Here is a 19408-nt window from a genome sequence, read left to right as displayed (position 1 = left end):
ATTCTTACGAGCCATTAGCTCAGTTGGTAGAGCACCTGACTTTTAATCAGGGTGTCGTAGGTTCGAGTCCTACATGGCTCACCATTTAGGTGACAAGTAAAGAGACCTCAAAGGGTCTCTTTTTTGCATTGTACATACTTTTTTACTTCACGACTGAAGTTTGTCGCGGACGGAGCGAAGTTTTTGCTCCATCGAGGCGTTCTTGTCACGGCGGTCGTCGATTTTGATCGATGTAGAGACCCGTTGGGCTCCATGCTGGAACGGGGCTTCGTGCAGACGCTGAAGCACCTGAAATAAATCTTGTAGCTCTCCTTCGATAATGGTGCTCATCGGCGTCATTTGGAATTGAATCGGTTCCGGAGCTTGTTCCAGCAAGCGGTGCAGATCGGCGACATATCCGCTTAAGCTGGTCGTTGCGGTTCCGATGGGAATAACGGTTACTTCGACTATAGCCAACGGTTTTCCCTCCTTAGTAGCTTGTATAACACAGCATGTGGTTATTTTACCGTAAAGGATGGGCAAGGTATAGTCTACAGTTCCATTCGCTTCATGGTCGCCTTGATATAATCGGCAGAACGGGCTGCTAGTGCCATGACCGTATTGGTCGGATTACCGCCTCCGGACGTTACGAATATACTGGCGTCGCATATAAATAGATTCGGAATATCGTGCGTTTGCCCGTAGGAGTTGACGACGGACGTCTCGGGATCGTTGCCCATACGGCAGCCTCCCATTAAATGAGCCGTATCGGGGACAATGAATTCGGGTTTGCCGCCCGCGGCGCTTAAAATTTCGCTCATCGTTCCGGTCGCATGCTGGATAAGCCGGTTGTCGTTTTCCCCATAGCTGAAAGTGACTTTCGCGCGAGGCATGCCGAAAGCATCCTTTTCATCGCTGAGGGTAATGGCGTTGTCCGGGTTCGGGAGCACTTCCCCGACCAAAGTAACTCGTCCGAAGTAATTGTAGTCGAGTACCACTTCCCGCAAACGTGTCCCCCAAATCGGACCGTTCTTACCTGATTGGGTAATCCCGTTAGCAAAGCTCACGGGCCTGACCCCGTGGGCGTGCAGCGTATAGCCGCGGGCAAAATCGCGTTCGGGGGAAGTACCGTAAAAGTCCTGCGTCGTCGCAAGCACCGGCGTTCCTTTATACAGGCGGACCTCCTCTTCGAATCGCGCATAGACATCGTGGCTGCTGTGGGTCATGAACGCTTTTCCGACCCATCCGCTGCTGTTGGCAAGTCCGTTTGGAAACCGGCTGTTGGCTGAATTCAGGAGTAAGCGCGGAGTTTCTACGACATAGGCGGACAAAATGACCAGCCGCGCCCGCTGCTCATAGGTCACATCGTTATGAACAAATGTCACTCCTGTGGCCCGGCCGCTCTCGTCCGTATTTACTTGGGTCACTCTGCAATCGGCCAGCACTTCCGCACCGGCTTCAATCGCTTTGGGAATATGAACAATCAGGGTGCTGAATTTGGCGTTTGGCATACAGCCTTGGTTGCAAAAACCGCGATTGATGCAGGGCGGGCGGTCTTCGAAGGGCGCGGACAATATGGCCAGCGGACTGACAACCCAGCGAATGCCGAGCTTTTCGCAGCCTCTGGCAAATACCTGCGCGTTCGGGCTGATCGGATCGCGTTCGGGATAAGGATAGGGGCCGTGAAATTCGCCCCAAGGGAAAAGTTTTGGGCCCGAGACGGCGATTTCCTTCTCGATCTTGGTATAGTAAGGTTCAAGATCGGAATAGCCGATCGGCCAATCTTCTCCGACGCCATCGAGCGTTTTGATTCGAAAATCGCTTTCATGAAGACGCAAAAAGACGCCGGTAAAATGCGTCGTTCCTCCGCCAACGCCCCAGCCGGAATTGTTATGCCCCATTTGCAGCGGGTCATGACCATCCACGATTCGCGCCTCCTGCCAGCCCAAGCTCTGCATAGCCAGTTCATCACTGGCAAAATCATGCTGCGGGTCCCGGAACGGTCCGGCTTCCAGTACGACGACGCTCATCCCGGCTTCGCTCAGTTCTTTGGCCAGTACGCCACCCGCCGCCCCGGCTCCCACAATGACAACATCGACCGTCTCGCCCTCATATTTACGCTTCATGCTGCTGTTTCTCCTCCTTGGGCTCCCATGGATCAAGCTGTCCCGGATGCATACGTACATAACCGCGCGGATAAGCGGGACCTCCGTATCCGATCTCCGACCATATTTCAGGGTGAGAATAATAAGCTTCGACTGTGAGGTTCAGCAATTTCTTGAACAATGCGGCCTGCGGCACGTGCTGCCATACTTCGAGAGGCACCGCTTGATTGCGGCTGACATCGAGCATGAGCTGCTTTTTTTGCTTCGATTGAAGGTGAAAGAAGCGCTCGGTATGGATCGTTTGACAGGCGACATCCAAGGCATGAAGCCCTTCGCGCACCAGTACGGCTGCCTCAGGCTCACCGCTTTTACGCTGGCTTTCTTGTCCGCCTGCCAGTGTCCGATCGATATGATCCACTACAAACTGGATGATGTCCGGACGTTCGTCATCAACCAAGAGAGAGCACCAGGCCCGCAAATGTTCAGACTCGACGGTCGTCAGGAACACATAATCGCCGGTCGTGTGCAGCCGGGAAAGCACGATTCGCTGGGTATGATCGTCCCAAGCGTCTTTTTCGTGCATGACATCGTAGGAAGGGTACCTTGTGAGCTTTTTCATCGTTCTACCTCCAATAATAGGCGAGAAGCCCAAGGACACTCAAAGCGCTGAACAGGACCGGAAGCACGACAGGAGGACCGACAAGAAAGTTGCGCATCGTATAGCCGCCGACGCGAACGCCTACCCCGTGGAAATGAAAGTAAAACCCGATGCCGCCTGCAACAACGCCGAACCACATAAGATAGGAAAAAAGGTAAAGCAGCCAATCCAGCCGGTAATAGGCAAGCAATACGGCAAGCAGGCTGAAGATAGGGGCAGAGACGACGGGAACCCACATGGCTTTATGGTGAAAGTTTTGACGGTAATGTGAAATGGTCACTTGTATCCAAATGGCAAAAAAAGCGACGCCCACGAACAAAAAAACGACGCGTGCCATGGGCCATCCGATCCAGTTCATACGATTCTTCCTCCGTTTCTGTTAGCGGTGATGACGCGGATAGGTTAACGAGCCGAACGGCATGAGAGCCAGCTTCGCATTGGGGTCTTGCAGCAGAGCTTGAGCCGTAGCGCTCAAATCGTCGGCCGGATAAAAGCCCAGCAATTCAATCAAGTGGCGAGGCAATGAGGAATGGATGAATACCCGGGCGCACGATAGGACTTCGTCCACATGCAAAATTTTGTGGGCACCCAGTACGAATCGTTCCCGCAGCTTGTCCGTCATTTTTCGACGGTCGCCCACCGTCTCGATCCAATGCTGAAACAGGCCGTTTCCCATCCCTTCGGGACACTCCGCCACAAGAAGCAGGGTGCCTCCGGGCTTTACGAAAGCGGCGGCATTGCGGAGCGCCTTTAAAGCTTGATACATTTGCAAATCTTTCGGAGCCCCCCCGGCCGACACGGCGATGACATCGTACAGTTCGGTTACTTGCCGGGTAAACCAAGCGGCGGCAAATTCGGCTCCTTTCCGATGGGCTTCCGCGATATGTCCGGCTATGGCTTTCAGCACATGACGGTTGTGGTCGACGATCACATTGAGCAGGAAATGGATCGGAACGAGCCGCTCGGCTTCCTCCAAATCGAGGTGCAGCGGATTAATCGGGCTACCGGGAACGGCCTTATACGTTAAGGATAACGCATGGTGGCTTTCTATCGTGCGTTTGGATGCCACCCCAGGTACGAGCGCTTTGACGCCACCGGAGATGCCTACCATCGCATGCGGCTCGATATTGCCCGTAGCAATGCGCAGCGGCGTTTCGGCGACCATGCGGTTGAGCTCGACCGGAGTGCCTAGCGACGTTGTCTCCATATAAATGCAATCCTCGGGTTCGGCCGAATGATTATGCACGCGTACTCTCGCGTAGACTTCTGCGCCGACCAGCCGTTTCAATTCGTCGGGCGTGTGCTTGCGATGGGCGCCGAGCGCTACGACAATATCGACTTGATCGTCGTCAAGACCAGCCACGTTAAGCTCTTCCAGCAGCGGTGGCAAAAGCAGCCCAGTCGGGCACAAACGAGTACCGTCGCTGACCAGAATAACGGCTCGGCTCTTGCCCCTGGCAAGCTCGCGAAGCCTCTCTGCCCCGATAGGCGCCGCCAATGCTTCGCGAATCCGGCTTTGGGACAATTCGGGAGACGTCTCTACAGCTTCGAGCCCGTACATCAAGGTATCGTACGTCCTGCCCGGAGGCAGTTCCAGCGAGACGGTGGTGCAGCCATAACGCAGCTCGGGAATGGCACAGGCCTCCTTCCTCTTGCAGATTAACAATGGATGAGGATGGAAAATTCATTGTTATTATTACCGTATCTTAATCTCTTATCCACAGCTAAACGCGATTAATGATTTACGTCCTGAGGCAGTTCCTTTTCTTGCGGTTCCTGGGCCTGATTGTGATACAATAGATGGTAACTAGTTAGTTAATGCAGTTAATACAGACAAAAGGTTGGGAGCGAGGAGATGGATTGGGAACAAGTGAGGGAGCAGCTTGAAGCCATATTGAATACCCCGGTTCAAACCACCAGATGGGCATGGGACGCGTGGCGGCACGAAGCGGAGAAGCATAAGGCTGAGCCGGGGGGCGAAGGCGGAAGCTTGATTAGAGAGGGCAGGCTTCTTTTTTTGGCGCAAAAAGAAGGGCAGGAGGCGCTGCTTCTGACCATACAGGCAGATGCCGTATCGCCTGTGGAGCGGCGGCTCGTGGAGCTTACGCTGGAAAGCCGCAAAACGCAGGATAAAGAGCCTCTGTCGCTCGTCAACGAGGAGGAGCGCAAAGCGGGGATGGTGCGCGATTGGCTCCGCACGCAGCAGGAGCTCGGCTTGACGCAGGCCGAGATGCCCGATGCTCTGGTGACGCAATTGTCGCTTTACTCCAAGAAAATTCCGCTGCTGTTGTATGGGGATTACACAACCTCACGGCGGGCGCACGACCGGGAGCTGAAGAAGCTGCTGGAATCGTTCTTCGATGCGGATATGACCTTGATTCCTCTGACGGATAAGGAGTGGCTCATCCTCGGCTCGGAGAAAATCATGTCGATGGATTCCGGTGACGATAAGGAAGACTCGGACGGCGAAACGCTGGAAGACCGGCTCGCAGCCGTCGGCTACGGCTTGCACGAAATGCTCGAGAACGAATGGGTAGGCGAGTGCCATCTGGCCATCCACTACCCGATTATGCCGGCGAAGTCGTTATATGCCGCGGTGCTTCAGCTCAGGGAGACGATGATGCTGGGACGCACGTATCATGTGGGCAGCAACATGCATTTGCCATGGGAGCTCCAGCTGGAAAGGCTGGTGCATGTGGTGCCGGAAGCGGAGAAGGCGAGCTTTCTGGAGCACGTGCTGAAACGGCTCGACGTGGCGTTCGATGCGGAGACAATGACGACGCTCGAACAGTTTTTCCAGCTGGACTGCAACGTCAGCGAGACGGCTAAAAAGCTGTATATCCACCGCAACACGCTGTTGTACCGCTTGGACAAATTCAAGCACGAGACGGGATTGGACGTGCGGACGTTCAACAACGCCGTGCTTGTGAAGATTGCCATGCTATTGTACAAAGTAACGAAAAGAAAGTAATTTTTTTGTAGAGATTGTGCATAGTCATGATACGCCTTGTTACGGTATGATTTAACCAATGAACACGATACTAATTCGTAGGGGGAATCAATCATGGCAGGTGTACGTTTGAACCACATCGTCAAAAAATATCCGGGCGCAGAAGAAGCTACGGTGAAAGACTTCCATCTCGATATTCAGGATAAGGAATTTTTGGTTCTGGTAGGCGCTTCCGGCTGTGGTAAATCCACGACGCTGCGGATGATCGCCGGGTTGGAGGAAATCACGGAAGGCGAACTGTATATCGGCGACCGTCTCGTGAACGACGTCGCTCCGAAAGACCGCGATATTGCGATGGTATTCCAATCCTACGCTTTGTATCCCCATATGAACGTGTATCAAAACATGGCATTCGGTTTGAAACTGCGTAAATTCAAAAAAGCCGACATCGACGCCCGCGTGCGCGAAGCGGCTAAAATTCTCGATATCGAGCATTTGCTCGACCGCAAGCCGAAGGCGCTCTCCGGCGGTCAGCGTCAGCGCGTTGCCTTGGGCCGGGCGATTGTCCGCGAGCCGCAAGTGTTCCTGATGGACGAACCGTTGTCCAACTTGGACGCAAAGCTGCGCGTACAAATGCGCGCCGAAATCACGAAGCTCGTAAAACGTCTCGAAACGACGACCATCTACGTAACGCATGACCAAACGGAAGCGATGACGATGGGCGACCGGATCGTCGTTATGGATAAAGGCATCATTCAACAAGCGGCATCTCCGGAGGAGATTTACAACTATCCGGTGAACATGTTCGTAGCCGGCTTTATCGGTTCCCCGTCCATGAACTTCGTGCACGGCGGATTCGCTGAGCAAGGCGGCAGCTTGTACTTTAAAGCATCGGGCTTTAATGTCGAAGTACCGGAAGGCAAAGCCAAAATCCTCCGCGAAAAAGGCTATGCCGGCAAGGAAGTCGTGCTGGGCGTACGTCCGGAAGATTTCCACGAGGAAGCGATCTTTATGGAAGCTTCTCCGAACACCATCATCAACGCTCATGTCGAAGTGGCGGAGAACCTTGGTCATGAAATGCTCTTGCACCTTAGCGGAATCGGCAGCCAAATGGCCGTTGTTCGTGTAGACGGCCGCTCGAACGCCAAAGAAGGCTCCAACGTGAAGCTCGCTGTGGACATGAACAAAGTTCACTTCTTCGATAAAGATACGACGAATTCCATTTTGCTGAACGCTTAATGCGGATCGAACGGAATAAAAGGTCAGTCCTGACGGGCTGGCCTTTTTTGCTGCGGCTGACGGCTGGCATTGGAAGGGAAATCGCGATATGCTAGGCGTAGCCTCAACGAAGGAAGGGTTCGTCGGGACAGTGCGGCTGTACGAAGAACCAGGAAGTGAGGAGATTCATGAGCATCGAGCAATTGAAAGTGTTTGTGACCGTGGCGGAGCTGCAGCATTTTTCACGTGCCGCGGAGCTGCTGCACTTGTCTCAGCCGGGGGTCAGCATGCATATCCGCAGCTTGGAAAACGAGTTCGGGACGAAGCTGCTTCATCGTTCGTCGAAGCGGGTGAAGCTGACGGAGGCGGGGGAAATCCTGTATCGTCAAGCGAAGGCGATACTGCAGCAATACGAGACGGCGAAGCATGAGATCGACAGGCTGAACCAGGTCGTTTCCGGCAGTTTGAGCGTCGGGGCAAGCTTTACGATCGGTGAGTTTCTTCTGCCCAAGCTGCTGGCGAGCTATGCGCGGCTGTATCCGGGGGTGGAGGTACAGGTCACTGTCGGCAATACGGATGAAATCGAGCGGCTCGTGCAAGCGCATGAGCTGGAGGTCGGGCTGGTCGAAGGAGAGCTGCAGCGGTCGGGGATTCGCTCGGAGACGTTCATGGAGGACGAGATGATCGTGGCCGTCCCGGCAGGCCATCCGCTTGCGGCGTACCGGGAAGTGACGCCGGAGGCACTGCAGGATCAAGTCTGGATCTTCCGCGAGGTCGGCTCCGGTACCCGGGCCTACAGCGACCGGCTGATCCGCGAGTGGGGACTACGGGTGCAGCGGGCCTATGTATTGAGCAGTACGCAGGGCGTCAAAGAGACGGTGGCGGCCGGACTTGGCATTGCCGTACTGTCGCGCTGGACCGTAGGTCGGATGCTGGCGACGGAGGAGCTGAAGGAGCTGCGGATTCGGGGCCAGCGGTTGACCCGTTTGTTGTCGCTGATCCAAGGCGAGGAGCGGGCGGGCACGCTTGCGCTGGATCGTTTCGTCCAGCAGGTGAGAGGGCTTCGCACGGCCTCTTCCGGTTGATTTATGCGACTGATTCCTTTAGGATGAGGATAATGGGATAAAAAGGAGAAAGATCACGATGCCGAAAAAAGTGAAAGTATCGGATTTGGTGAGAGAGTTCCATCTGGAGATTATTTGCGGCGAAGAGGGACTGAAGCGTCCGATCGTCACGGCGGATTTGTACCGTCCCGGGCTCGAGATGGCTGGATATTACGAATTCCATCCGACGGACCGGGTCCAAATTCTCGGCAAAACGGAGCTGACGTTCTTCGACGGATTGTCGTCGGAGGAGCGGATGGACCGGATGCACCGGCTGTGTGCGCCGGAGGAGACGCCCTGCATTATTATCAGCCGCGGGATGGACGCGCCGATCGAGCTGCTGGCCGCGGCCAACGAACATCAGATTACGGTCGTTCGGACGGCGATGGCGACGACGATTTTGGCCAGCCGCGTAACGAACTTTCTGGAAAACCGCCTTGCCCCTACGACGACGATTCATGGGGTGCTGGTTGATGTATACGGTATCGGTATGCTGATCTCCGGGTCCAGCGGGATCGGTAAAAGCGAGACGGCATTGGAGCTGGTGAAGCGGGGACACCGGCTGATCGCGGACGATGCGGTGGAAATCCGTCAAACGGCCGACCATCAGCTGATCGGCAACGCGCCCGAATTAATCCGGCACCTGCTTGAAATCCGCGGCATCGGGATCATTAACGTCATGACGCTGTTCGGCGCCGGTGCGGTGCGTACCGAGAAGAAAATATCGGTCGTCGTCAAGCTGGAGACTTGGCAGCAGGACAAACAGTACGACCGGCTCGGTCTGGACGAGGAAACGACGCAGATTATCGATACGAACATACCGCTTGTAACGGTTCCGGTGCGGCCGGGACGAAATCTTGCGGTTATTATTGAGGTTGCGGCGATGAACTTCCGCTTGAAACGGATGGGCTATAACGCTGCCCTGCAGTTTACGAATAAGCTGACCGAGTCACTGGCCGAGGACATGGACGATTTGTAAGGGAAGCCCCGATTTGAAGGGGGATAATTTTGGCGTAAGGAAGGAGTCACAAGCATGTTTCTCGCGATTAATCCGATTGCTTTTGCGATCGGTCCGCTGAGCGTCCGTTGGTACGGCATCATCTTGGGGACGGCGGCGCTGGTCGGTCTGCTGCTCGCGATTCGAGAAGGCAAACGGTTCCGCATGTCTCCGGACTTCTTTATGGATCTGGTGTTGATCGGGGTGCCGTCGGCGATCGTTGGCGCAAGAATTTATTATGTCGCTTTCAAATGGGAAGATTATCAAGATAATCTATGGAAAGTTTTTGCCGTTTGGGAAGGTGGTATTGCGATCTACGGGGCGTTGATCGGCGCCATTATCGCGGCGGTCATTTACGTGCGGCGGAAAGGTTATTCGTTCTGGCGTATTGCCGATATTTGCGCGCCGGGCTTAATCATCGGACAAGCGATCGGGCGTTGGGGCAACTTCATTAATCAGGAAGCGCACGGCGGACCGGTGGCGGAGTCGTTCCTCAGGAACAATCTGCATCTGCCGGACTGGCTCGTCAATCAAATGCTGATTGAAGGCCAGTATTACCATCCGACGTTTCTATATGAGTCGCTTTGGAACATCGTAGGACTCTTCCTGCTGTTCGTGCTGCGTCGGCGTTCGTTTTTGCGGGCGGGGGAGCTTTTCTTCAGTTATTTCATTTGGTATTCGATCGGGCGGTTTTTCGTAGAGGGCCTGCGGACGGACAGTCTTGATTTTACGGGACCAAGCTGGCTGGCCGCGCTGATGAACGGCATGTGGTCGCCGATGAAAGCTATCGGCTTCGAGCCCGGATTCATGACCTACGGAGGCAACGTGCGGATTTCGCAGCTTCTGGCGGTGCTGATCGTGCTGGCCGCGATTGCGCTTATCGTCGTTCGCCGCCGGACGGGCGCAGCTTCGGAGCGTTATAGCGATCCGATTGTACGGATCGGACAAGCCCCGGAGGAAGCTAGCGAAGCCGGTAATGTAGACACTCGGCCGGATGGCAGCAAGGAAGCAGACGTAAAGGCAAAGGAGTAGCAGCATGATACAAACTGTGTTATTTGATCTGGACGGAACGATTGTCGATACGAACGAGCTGATCATTCAGTCGTTCTTGCATACGTTTGAGGGAATCACCGCAGAGCCGGTAACCCGGGAGCATATTGTTCCGAACATGGGACGGCCGTTGATCGAGCAAATGGTGTTCTTCTCCGGACGGGAGCAGGTGGACGATTTGGTGCAAAAGTACCGGACGTTCAACATTGCGCATCATGACGAGCTGGTGCGGGAATTTCCCTATGTACGCGAGACGGTGGCCAAGCTTCATGCCGCCGGGGTCAAGCTGGGCGTGGTGACTAGCAAAATCCGGCAGACGACGGAAATGGGACTGAAGCTGATGGGGCTGTACGACTATTTCGGTACGATCGTAACGGTGGACGACGTCGAGAAAGCGAAGCCGGACCCGGAAGGGATTCACAAAGCGGTCCGGGAGCTCGGCGGTGACCTCTCGTCCGCGCTAATGGTCGGCGACAGCCACTACGACATCGAAGCGGCGCACAATGCGGGTATTCCGTCGGTAGCGGTCGCTTGGTCGCTCAAAGGGACCGAATATTTGAAACAGTACAACCCGACCCATATCATTCAAGATATGCGCGATATTGTGCCGATCGTCGGGATCGAGGGGAAGTAGCGCTTGAGAAACACGGACAACTATCCGGTGGAAGGGCCGAATTCGCTGTGGCAGGTATATAAGACGATCAGCCGTTTCAAGGCGGTCCGCAATTTTATTTTTATTCAAATTTCCAGATATGCCCCCTCCTTGCCGCTGAAACGGTGGATCTACCGCCGTGTGCTTGGGATGAAGGTAGGGGAGCATGCCTCCTTTGCGTTGATGGTGATGGTGGATGTGTTTTTTCCGGAGAAGATCGAGGTCGGAGACAATACGATTATCGGCTACAATTCGACGATTCTAACACATGAGTATTTGATCAAGGAATACCGGCTCGGGCGGGTGAAGATCGGCTCTCATGTGATGATCGGAGCGAATACGACGATTTTGCCCGGGGTGACGATTGGCGATCACGCGGTCGTAGGTGCGGGCTCGGTTGTGCATAGGGATGTGGCGCCGTACAGCTTTGTGGCGGGGAATCCGCTTCAGGTGATCCGGGAGGATGTGCGCTTGATGGAGAAGGATAAATGAGTCGGCTCGTTTTAGAAGTTGCAAATTTAATATTTTGCAAAAGTTAACATTATGTTCTATAATACGGCTTGTACAATAAAAAGGCTTGCAAGGGCGGTCGGCTAGTCTCCCGGAAGGGAGGTGATGCCTGTGGAGGTTAAGGACACGCTGACTTTAATGATCGGCTTCGGGATGCTGGTTATTGCGCTGCTTACGCTGATAGTTAACATCATCCTCGCTCTTATCCAAAACAAAAAGAAATAGACCGCCCATCGCGAATGGAATACGGTCTATTTCACGATCATTCCTTATTCAGCCGACCGCCTTTGAAGCGGTTATTGTACCTGGGGAGCACGGTGGCAGCCGTTGCTCCCTTGTATTGTTTATTATATGCTCTTGCCTTTATTCGTGCAACCGGGATCCATGCAATCGAATCATTGACGAATCAAGCGTTCCCGTGATAAACTTACGATTACATTCTTTATTTTGGTAGTATGGTAGCGCACTAAAGCAAAATTAATGATAGCAGGGTGAAGACGGTGTCCAAACCGAAGGTGTTTGAAAAGCCGACAGGCGTAAAAGATTACCTCCCCGAAGCGGCGGCCAAGCTCCGCCGCATCGAATATAGAGTCATGCAGTGCATGGAGCGCTGGGGCTATAGAGAAATTATTACTCCTACATTAGAGTATTACGATACCGTCGGGGTGGCCAGCTCGACGGAGGACAAAAAGCTGTTCAAGCTGCTGGATCGGAACGGCACGACGCTTGTGATGCGTTCCGATATGACGGCGCCGATCGCACGGGTGGCCTCCTCGCTGCTCAAGGAGCATCCGTTCCCGCTGCGGCTCTCGTATCAAGCGAACGTGTTTCGGGCGTTCGAAGCCGAGGCGGGGCGGGATGCGGAGTTTTTCCAGACGGGCGTAGAGCTCATCGGCGATGCTTCCAGCGAAGCGGATGCCGAGGTGATCGCTCTAGCCATCGCTTGCTTGCAAGCGGCCGGTGTGAAGCAGTTCAAGATCGCCCTCGGCCATGTGGGCTTCCTCAACGGTTTGTTCCAAGAGACGCTGCAGCAGCGTCAGGACGCACAGACCGCGCTGAAAGCTTGCCTGCTCAGCCGCGATCATGTCGGCTACCGGGAGACGATCAAGTCGCTCGGCCTCCCTCGGGAAGTGCAGCAAGAACTGGAAGGTATTCTCCGGCTGCGCGGGGGAGAAGAGATTTGCCGTCAGGCGCGGCAGGTGACGAAGGACCCCGTCGCCCAGCATGCCATTGCGCATCTGTGCGAAATCTGGGATGTGCTGGAAGCCTACGGTGTCAGTGAGCATGTACTGATCGATCTGACGATGATCGGCGATTTCTCGTACTATACGGGGATGACGTTCGAAGGCTATGCTGCGGATATGGGTTTCCCAGTATGCAGCGGAGGGCGATATGACAACCTGCTGGCGCAGTTCGGGCGTCCGGCGCCGGCGACGGGCTTCGCGCTCAAGACGAACCGGATCCTGGAAGTGATCGGCAAAAGCAAAGCGGAAGAAGCGCCGCAGCGCGTGCTGATCGTCTACACGGAGCGTCATCGGGCGGCGGCACTGGCTAAGGCAAGGGAGTACCGCTCGCGAGAAGGCTTTATTGCGGAGACGCGTCTTTTGGCGGACGGACAACAAGGGCTGAATGCGGTACGGCAAGCAGACGGCGCGCTGCAAGTGCATGGTTCCCGCTATTGCGACATCATATCGTTTACGGAGTAAGGAGGGGCAGCGCATGCAGGACTTATTGAAGGTGGCAATGCCCAAAGGGCGTATTTATAAACAGGCTTCCAAGTTGTTCCGCGAAGCGGGGCTCGCGATCCCCGAGGAGACGGACGATTCGCGCAAGCTGATTATCGCTGTTCCGGAAGCCCGGATGGAATTTATTATGGCGAAGCCGGTCGATGTGCCGACCTACGTCGAATATGGAGTAGCGGATATCGGCGTCGTTGGCAAAGACGTGCTGATGGAGGAGAACCGGGACGTATACGAGTTGCTCGATCTCGGGATTGCGCGCTGCCGCATGTCCGTCATCGGGCTGCCGGATTGGCAGCCGGTGCTGAACCCGCGGGTGGCGACGAAATATCCGAACGTCGCCTCGCAATATTTTCGGGAGCAGGGGGAGCAGGTGGAGGTCATCAAGCTGAACGGCTCGATCGAGCTGGCCCCGCTGATCGGGCTGGCGGACCGGATCGTCGATATGGTGGAGACCGGCAGCACGATCCGGGAAAACGGGCTGGCGGAGCATGAGCAGATTTTTGCGATTACGAGCCGGCTCATCGCCAACCGCGTCAGCTACCGGATGAAAAACGACGCCATTCAGGCGCTCTGTGACCGGCTTCAGCCGGTCATTGCTGCTGCGACGGCAAAGGTATAGCCTCATAGCCGGCTGTATAGCCGGAAGCATAGGAAGAGAAATTTGTATACATCAAAGGAGGCTGCGGTCATGAGAGTGATGCCCGCATCGGAATTTTCGCTGCAGCGGGAAGTCGAATATGGCACGCCCGAGCAAAACGAGAGCGTACAGCGCATCATCGAAGAGGTGCGACGGGATGGGGATGCCGCGCTGCGCAAGTTCGCGCAGCAGTTTGACGGCGTCCAGATAGAGGAGCTGCGCGTCACGCAGGAGGAGATCGAAGCCGCCTATGCACAGGTGGACGAGAGCTTCCTGGCGGCGCTCCGCGAAGCAGCTGTGAATATACGCCGCTTCCATGAGAAGCAAATGCGCAATTCGTGGATGGACCTGCAAGCCGACGGCAGCATTCTCGGCCAAGTGATCCGCCCGCTGCGCCGGGTTGGGCTGTATGTGCCCGGCGGCAAGGCGGCGTATCCGTCGTCGGTGCTGATGAATGCGATCCCGGCACAGGTCGCGGGTGTGCCCGAAATCGTGATGGTAACGCCTCCGGCCACGGCCGGGGTGGAGGGCATCAACCCGCACATTCTCGTCGCAGCCGCGGAAGCGGGCGTGCGCGAAATCTACCGCGTCGGCGGCGCGCAGGCGGTAGCTGCGCTGGCGTACGGGACGGAGTCGATACCGGCGACGGACAAAATCGTCGGCCCCGGCAACATCTACGTCGCGCTGGCGAAGCGCAGCGTGTTCGGCGCGGTAGACATCGACAGCATCGCCGGGCCGAGCGAGATCGTCGTCCTGGCCGACGAGACGGCTGACGCCGCCTATGTGGCAGCGGACCTGCTGTCGCAGGCCGAGCACGACGAGATGGCGTCGGCCATTCTCGTCACGCCGTCGTGGGAGCTGGCCGAAGCGGTCCGCCTGGAGGTGGAACGCCAGTTGAGCGAGCTGCCGCGCCGCGACATTGCCGCGCAATCGATTCGCGATTACGGCGCGATTTTGACCGTGGACAGCCTGACGGAAGGCGTCGGTGTCGTAAATCGGCTGGCGCCGGAACATCTGGAAATCATCGTGCGCGAGCCGTTCGATTATTTGAGCCGGATCGAGAACGCCGGGGCGATTTTCCTCGGGCCTTACAGCTCGGAACCGGTGGGGGACTATTTTGCGGGGCCGAACCACGTGCTGCCGACGAATGGCACGGCACGGTTCTCGTCGCCGCTGAACGTCGACGATTTTCTGAAAAAATCGAGCGTCATCTACTATAGCAAGGAAGCGCTGCTGCGCGACGGGGAGAACATTATAACGCTGGCCCGTCACGAAGGGCTGGACGCGCATGCGCGGGCAATCGAAATTCGCTTGAAGAAAGAAGGGGACCAGCGTGGCTGAGCAAAACAAGCAAGCAACCGGGCGCCAGGCCGAAATCGCACGCAAAACGAACGAGACGGATATCCGGCTCGCATTTAACGTAGACGGTACCGGCGTATCCGAGATCGAAACGGATGTGCCGTTCTTGAATCATATGCTCGATCTGTTCACGAAGCACGGACAGTTCGATTTGAAAGTGGACGCCAAAGGCGACGTCGATATCGACGATCATCATACGGTCGAGGATATCGGCATCTGCCTCGGACAGACGCTGCGCGAGGCGCTCGGCGACAAGAAGGGAATCAAGCGCTACGCCAACGTATTCATCCCGATGGACGAAGCGCTGGCGCAGGTGGCGATCGATATCAGCAACCGGCCGCATCTGGAATACCGGGCCCAATATCCGTCGGCGACGGTCGGCAGCTTTACGACGGAGCTGGTGCACGAGTTTTTGTGGAAATTTGCGCTGGAAGCGCGGATTACGCTGCATGTTATCGTACACTACGGGCATAACACGCACCATATGGTCGAAGCGGTATTCAAGGCGCTCGGACGGGCGCTCGACGAGGCGACGAGCATCGATCCCCGCGTGCAGGGCGTGCCGTCGACGAAAGGGGTCCTGTAATCCATGATCGCCATCATCGATTACGGCATGGGCAACTTGCACAGCGTCGCTTCGGCGGTGGAACGGCTCGGTTACCGCGGCGTGATCGTTTCGGACGAACAGGAGCTGCTTGAGGCGGAAGGAGCCATTCTTCCCGGTGTCGGGGCGTTCGGCGATGCGATGGACCACCTGCGCGAATCGAAGCTGGATGTGGCCGTGAAGCGCTATGCGGCAAGCGGGAAGCCGCTGTTTGGCATCTGCCTGGGCATGCAGCTTTTGTTTAGCCGCAGCGAGGAGCACGGTTTGCATGAGGGGCTGAACCTGCTGCCCGGAGACGTCGTCCGCTTCCGCGGCGATTATAAGGTGCCTCATATGGGATGGAACAAACTGGAATTCCGTCAGGCAAGCCCGCTATTTGAAGAGGTAGAAGAAGGGCACGTGTACTTCGTTCACTCGTTTCATGTGAAGCCGGAGCAGCCGGGCGATCTGCTGGCGGTGACGGATTACTATCAGCAGGTGACGGCTATCGTTGGCCGCAATAACATATTCGGGATGCAGTTTCACCCTGAGAAAAGCGGCAGCGTCGGCATGAAGCTGCTTGGCAATTTTCTTGCGCTGTGTACACATAAATAGATGAGCCGTGCGCTGGGCTCCGGTACACCGGACTAGGCTTGCAGACGATCGGCGCGATTCATATTTCCAAGGTTGGAGGAACGTTTTCATGTCTTCATTCATCATTTATCCCGCCATCGACATTCGCGGGGGCAAGTGCGTGCGTCTGATCCAAGGTGATTACAATCAGGAAACCGTATATAACGAAAATCCGCTGGAGGTCGCCAAAGCCTGGGAAGCGCAAGGAGCCAAATGGATTCATCTCGTCGATCTGGACGGAGCGAAGGCGGGCTACCCGGTTAACGACAAGCTGGTCGGTGATATCGCCAAAACCGTGAACGTTCCGATCCAGCTCGGAGGCGGCTTGCGTACGGAAGCGGACGTGGATCATATTTTGTCGCTCGGCGTTTCGCGCATTATTCTCGGGACGGCGGCCATCGAAAACCGAGAGTTCGTGAACCGGGTGCTTCAGAAGCACGGGGACAAGGTCGCTATCGGCATCGACGCCCGGGACGGGTATGTGGCGACCCGCGGCTGGCTGGAAACGTCTGCGGTCAAAGCAGATGAGCTTGCCGCAGAGCTGGCGAAGGCAGGCGCGAAGACGTTTATTTTCACGGATATTTCGCGCGACGGCATGATGGGCGGCCCGAACGTGGAGGCGATCGTCCACCTGGCGAAGGTGTCGGGGCAGTCGGTGATCGCTTCCGGCGGCGTAAGCCGTTACGAGGATTTGGAGCGGCTGGCGCAGCATGCGGCGGACGGCGTAGGCGGCGCCATCGTCGGCAAGGCGTTGTACACCGGCAGCATCAAGCTGGAGGAAGCGCACGGACGGGTGTAAGGCAGAAAGGAGGACGGCTTATGCTGGCCAAACGGATCATCCCTTGTCTGGACGTGAAGGACGGGCGGGTCGTCAAGGGAGTCAATTTTGTCAATTTGCGCGATGCCGGCGATCCGGTCGAGCTCGCATCGATCTACGACCGCGAAGGTGCCGACGAACTGGTGTTCCTGGACATCTCCGCCTCCCATGAGGGACGGGCGACGATGGTCAACGTCGTGCAGCAGACGGCCGGCCAAATCACGATCCCGTTTACGGTCGGCGGCGGAATTTCGAGCGTGGACGACATGAAACGGCTGCTGCGGGCAGGCGCGGACAAAATCGGTATTAACACGGCTGCGGTCCGCAATCCTCAGCTTGTGTCTGACGGGGCGCGCCGCTTCGGCTCACAGTGCATCGTCGTCGCGATCGATGCCCGGTACAACCCGGAGTGGAGCGAATGGGAAGTGTTCACCCACGGCGGACGCAACGGCACGGGCATCCGGGCGCTCGAATGGGCCAAGCGGATCGAAGAGCTTGGCGCCGGCGAAATTTTGCTGACGAGTATGGATGCGGACGGTACGAAGGACGGTTTTGACCTGCGGCTGACGCGGGCGGTTTCGGAGCTCGTATCGATCCCGGTCATCGCTTCCGGCGGGGCAGGCAAGAAGGAGCATTTCTACGACGTGTTTGCGGAAGGCAAGGCGGATGCGGGGCTGGCCGCCACGATTTTTCACTACAAAGAGATGACGATCCAAGAGGTTAAGGACGACCTCAGGCATAAAGGAGTGGAGGTCCGGTGAGCGGGCAAACGGCAGGAACCTTAGAGGAGTTAACGGCGGCGATCAAATGGGACGCGAACGGCCTCGTGCCGGCCATCGTGCAGGATGCGGCAAGCAAGGACGTGCTGATGATGGCCTACATGAATCAGGAGTCGCTGAAGCTGACGCTGGAATCGGGCGAAACGTGGTTTTGGAGCCGTTCGCGCAGCGAGCTGTGGCATAAGGGCGCGACGTCCGGCCATGTGCAGAAGGTCAAGGCATTGAGATACGATTGCGACGGCGACACGCTGCTGGTGCTTGTGGATCAAGCGGGGCCGGCTTGCCATACCGGGCGGTACAGCTGCTTCTACAACGAAGTGAAGCTCGGAGCTTTGGCGGACGGCGGGGAAGCTGCGGAAGAATCGCCGTCTGCGGACCGGTTTGCCATGCTTGGCCGACTGGAGTCGGTGATCGCCCAGCGCGACGCAGAACGACCGGAAGGCGCGTATACGACGTATTTGTTTGAAAAAGGCATCGATAAAATATTGAAAAAAGTCGGCGAGGAAACGGCCGAGGTCATCATCGCGGCGAAAAACCGCGACAACGACGAGCTGCGGTACGAAGCGAGCGACCTGATTTTCCACCTGATGGTGCTGCTGCGCGAAGCGAAGCTGCCGCTTGACGAGGTTATGCGCGAGCTGGACCGCCGGCACAAAAAATAACGGCGCCGAAGGAGGGGCAGGCTGGCCCTCACCGCCTAAAAGGAGAATTCACCCGAATGCGCATCGATTATCATACGCATCATGTGCGGTGCGGACATGCGTCGGGGGAGCTTGAAGAGTACGTGTTGAAGGGCATTGAGATCGGACTGGACCAATTGGGGCTGTCCGATCACATGCCCTTGCTGCATGTCGACCCGGCTTCCTATTACCCGGGCATGGCCATGCCGATGGACGAGCTGCCGAACTATGTTGAGGAAGCGCTTCGTCTGCAGCATAAATACAAAGACCGGATCGACATCCGCGTCGGACTCGAAGGGGACTATATCGAAGGCTACGAAGCGGAAATCGAGCGGATCATCAAAGCGTATCCGTGGGATTACGTGATCGGGTCCGTTCATTTTCTCGGCGAATGGGACATTACGGATTACCGGCAGACGGACGGCTGGAAGGAACGGGACGCCTACGAGGTTTACGTTCAATATTACGATGCCGTCTGCAAGGCGTGCCGGACGGGCTTTTACGACTACATCGGGCATATTGACGTGATCAAGCGGTTCGGTTTCAAGCCGGAGCAGAGCGTGGAGCACTTGGAGCGTCAGGCGCTGGACGCTGTCCGGGACGCAGGTATGGCCATCGAGCTGAATGCATCGGGTCTGCGCATGCCGGTGGAGGAAATGTTCCCCAGCTTTCGCATGCTCAAGTACGCCCGCAAGCTGGGAATTCCTGTAACGCTCGGATCGGACGCGCATCAGCCGGAGCGGCTTGCACAGTACCTTGATCAGGCGACCGACTTGCTGCGGCAGGCAGGATTTAACGAATTAGCCACATTTAAAAGCAGGAAACGCGCCACGGTGCCTATTGGATTCGCTTCATTTGATGTATAATGGGGACGTGGGCATTTTAAATATTGTGTAAACCGGCCAACCGGAGCCTTTTAGAAAAGGTCCATCCATCGTCAAATGACCCATTGTAAC

Annotated in this window: 22 protein-coding genes and 1 tRNA gene; 18 read left to right on the top strand and 5 right to left on the bottom strand. The window is 56.3% G+C overall.

Annotated features, from left to right (window positions below):
- The first annotated feature begins 8 nt into the window (after positions 1 to 8).
- Positions 9 to 84 (top strand) — tRNA-Lys (locus PEL01S_RS29785).
- Positions 85 to 147: 63 nt separating this feature from the next.
- Here the strand turns inward: PEL01S_RS29785 and PEL01S_RS29780 are convergent.
- The 5 genes from PEL01S_RS29780 to PEL01S_RS29760 form a co-directional block, all read right to left on the bottom strand.
- The gene (locus PEL01S_RS29780) at positions 148 to 456 is read right to left on the bottom strand and encodes an MTH1187 family thiamine-binding protein (protein ID WP_127462812.1); all 309 of its coding nucleotides are present in this window, start codon (positions 454 to 456) and stop codon (positions 148 to 150) included.
- 74 nt (positions 457 to 530) lie between these two features.
- On the bottom strand, positions 531 to 2105 hold the full coding sequence (locus PEL01S_RS29775; RefSeq protein WP_127462811.1) for a GMC family oxidoreductase: 1575 nt from the start codon (positions 2103 to 2105) through the stop codon (positions 531 to 533).
- On the bottom strand, positions 2095 to 2703 hold the full coding sequence (locus tag PEL01S_RS29770; protein ID WP_127462810.1) for a gluconate 2-dehydrogenase subunit 3 family protein: 609 nt from the start codon (positions 2701 to 2703) through the stop codon (positions 2095 to 2097). The genes PEL01S_RS29775 and PEL01S_RS29770 overlap by 11 nt, the downstream gene beginning before the upstream one ends.
- Before the next feature lie 4 nt (positions 2704 to 2707).
- Positions 2708 to 3100, bottom strand: a complete 393-nt coding sequence (locus PEL01S_RS29765; protein ID WP_108530389.1) for a hypothetical protein — start codon at positions 3098 to 3100, stop codon at positions 2708 to 2710.
- 21 nt (positions 3101 to 3121) lie between these two features.
- Positions 3122 to 4408, bottom strand: coding sequence for a nickel-dependent lactate racemase family protein (locus PEL01S_RS29760; RefSeq protein WP_204343620.1), 1287 nt, complete (start codon positions 4406 to 4408; stop codon positions 3122 to 3124).
- Positions 4409 to 4597: 189 nt separating this feature from the next.
- On the opposite strand from PEL01S_RS29760, the gene PEL01S_RS29755 reads away from it, so the two are divergent.
- The 17 genes from PEL01S_RS29755 to hisJ all read left to right on the top strand — a co-directional run bounded on the left by PEL01S_RS29755 (position 4598) and on the right by hisJ (position 19318).
- Positions 4598 to 5713 carry a PucR family transcriptional regulator gene (locus PEL01S_RS29755; RefSeq protein WP_063179022.1) on the top strand — a complete coding sequence of 372 codons (1116 nt, stop codon included), beginning with the start codon at positions 4598 to 4600 and terminating at the stop codon, positions 5711 to 5713.
- Between the two features lie 93 nt (positions 5714 to 5806).
- Positions 5807 to 6931, top strand: coding sequence for an ABC transporter ATP-binding protein (locus PEL01S_RS29750; protein WP_036692603.1), 1125 nt, complete (start codon positions 5807 to 5809; stop codon positions 6929 to 6931).
- A 167-nt stretch (positions 6932 to 7098) separates the two neighbouring features.
- On the top strand, positions 7099 to 7995 hold the full coding sequence (locus PEL01S_RS29745; protein ID WP_127462809.1) for a LysR family transcriptional regulator: 897 nt from the start codon (positions 7099 to 7101) through the stop codon (positions 7993 to 7995).
- 58 nt (positions 7996 to 8053) lie between these two features.
- The gene (gene hprK / locus PEL01S_RS29740) at positions 8054 to 8992 is read left to right on the top strand and encodes an HPr(Ser) kinase/phosphatase (protein ID WP_063179026.1); all 939 of its coding nucleotides are present in this window, start codon (positions 8054 to 8056) and stop codon (positions 8990 to 8992) included.
- A 54-nt stretch (positions 8993 to 9046) separates the two neighbouring features.
- Positions 9047 to 10042 (top strand): prolipoprotein diacylglyceryl transferase, encoded by a 996-nt coding sequence (lgt, locus tag PEL01S_RS29735; protein ID WP_127462808.1) that lies wholly within the window; start codon positions 9047 to 9049, stop codon positions 10040 to 10042.
- Between the two features lie 4 nt (positions 10043 to 10046).
- Positions 10047 to 10694 (top strand): pyrophosphatase PpaX, encoded by a 648-nt coding sequence (ppaX, locus tag PEL01S_RS29730; protein ID WP_108530384.1) that lies wholly within the window; start codon positions 10047 to 10049, stop codon positions 10692 to 10694.
- A gap of 3 nt (positions 10695 to 10697) precedes the next feature.
- A complete protein-coding gene (locus tag PEL01S_RS29725; RefSeq protein ID WP_127462807.1) occupies positions 10698 to 11204 on the top strand; it encodes an acyltransferase in 507 nt (168 codons plus the stop codon).
- A gap of 123 nt (positions 11205 to 11327) precedes the next feature.
- Positions 11328 to 11447, top strand: a complete 120-nt coding sequence (locus PEL01S_RS29720) for a putative holin-like toxin (RefSeq protein ID WP_204343532.1) — start codon at positions 11328 to 11330, stop codon at positions 11445 to 11447.
- A gap of 275 nt (positions 11448 to 11722) precedes the next feature.
- A complete protein-coding gene (locus PEL01S_RS29715) occupies positions 11723 to 12928 on the top strand; it encodes an ATP phosphoribosyltransferase regulatory subunit (protein WP_127462805.1) in 1206 nt (401 codons plus the stop codon).
- A gap of 13 nt (positions 12929 to 12941) precedes the next feature.
- Entirely contained in the window at positions 12942 to 13583 is a 642-nt protein-coding gene (hisG, locus tag PEL01S_RS29710) for an ATP phosphoribosyltransferase (protein WP_063179036.1), read from the top strand.
- Positions 13584 to 13652: 69 nt separating this feature from the next.
- Positions 13653 to 14942, top strand: a complete 1290-nt coding sequence (gene hisD / locus PEL01S_RS29705) for a histidinol dehydrogenase (protein WP_127462804.1) — start codon at positions 13653 to 13655, stop codon at positions 14940 to 14942.
- Complete coding sequence (gene hisB, locus PEL01S_RS29700) at positions 14935 to 15546, top strand: imidazoleglycerol-phosphate dehydratase HisB (RefSeq protein WP_063179039.1); 612 nt, start codon at positions 14935 to 14937, stop codon at positions 15544 to 15546. The genes hisD and hisB overlap by 8 nt, the downstream gene beginning before the upstream one ends.
- Positions 15547 to 15549: 3 nt before the next feature.
- Positions 15550 to 16158: an imidazole glycerol phosphate synthase subunit HisH gene (gene hisH, locus PEL01S_RS29695; RefSeq protein WP_127462803.1), complete on the top strand. Its 609-nt coding sequence runs from the start codon at positions 15550 to 15552 to the stop codon at positions 16156 to 16158.
- A gap of 88 nt (positions 16159 to 16246) precedes the next feature.
- Positions 16247 to 16975 carry a 1-(5-phosphoribosyl)-5-[(5-phosphoribosylamino)methylideneamino]imidazole-4-carboxamide isomerase gene (gene hisA, locus PEL01S_RS29690; protein WP_127462802.1) on the top strand — a complete coding sequence of 243 codons (729 nt, stop codon included), beginning with the start codon at positions 16247 to 16249 and terminating at the stop codon, positions 16973 to 16975.
- 20 nt (positions 16976 to 16995) lie between these two features.
- The gene (gene hisF / locus PEL01S_RS29685; RefSeq protein ID WP_010500401.1) at positions 16996 to 17754 is read left to right on the top strand and encodes an imidazole glycerol phosphate synthase subunit HisF; all 759 of its coding nucleotides are present in this window, start codon (positions 16996 to 16998) and stop codon (positions 17752 to 17754) included.
- Positions 17751 to 18434 carry a bifunctional phosphoribosyl-AMP cyclohydrolase/phosphoribosyl-ATP diphosphatase HisIE gene (gene hisIE / locus PEL01S_RS29680; protein WP_127462801.1) on the top strand — a complete coding sequence of 228 codons (684 nt, stop codon included), beginning with the start codon at positions 17751 to 17753 and terminating at the stop codon, positions 18432 to 18434. Before hisF ends, hisIE begins: the two co-directional genes overlap by 4 nt.
- Positions 18435 to 18490: 56 nt before the next feature.
- Positions 18491 to 19318 (top strand): histidinol-phosphatase HisJ, encoded by an 828-nt coding sequence (gene hisJ / locus PEL01S_RS29675; protein WP_127462800.1) that lies wholly within the window; start codon positions 18491 to 18493, stop codon positions 19316 to 19318.
- Positions 19319 to 19408: the final 90 nt, after the last annotated feature.

Origin of the sequence: Paenibacillus elgii NBRC 100335 (genome assembly GCF_004000865.1) — a bacterium.
GTDB classification, from domain to species: Bacteria; Bacillota; Bacilli; order Paenibacillales; family NBRC-103111; genus Paenibacillus_G; species Paenibacillus_G elgii.
The sequence above is the reverse complement of the archived record's forward strand: the minus strand, read 5'-3'. Positions and strand labels throughout refer to the sequence as shown.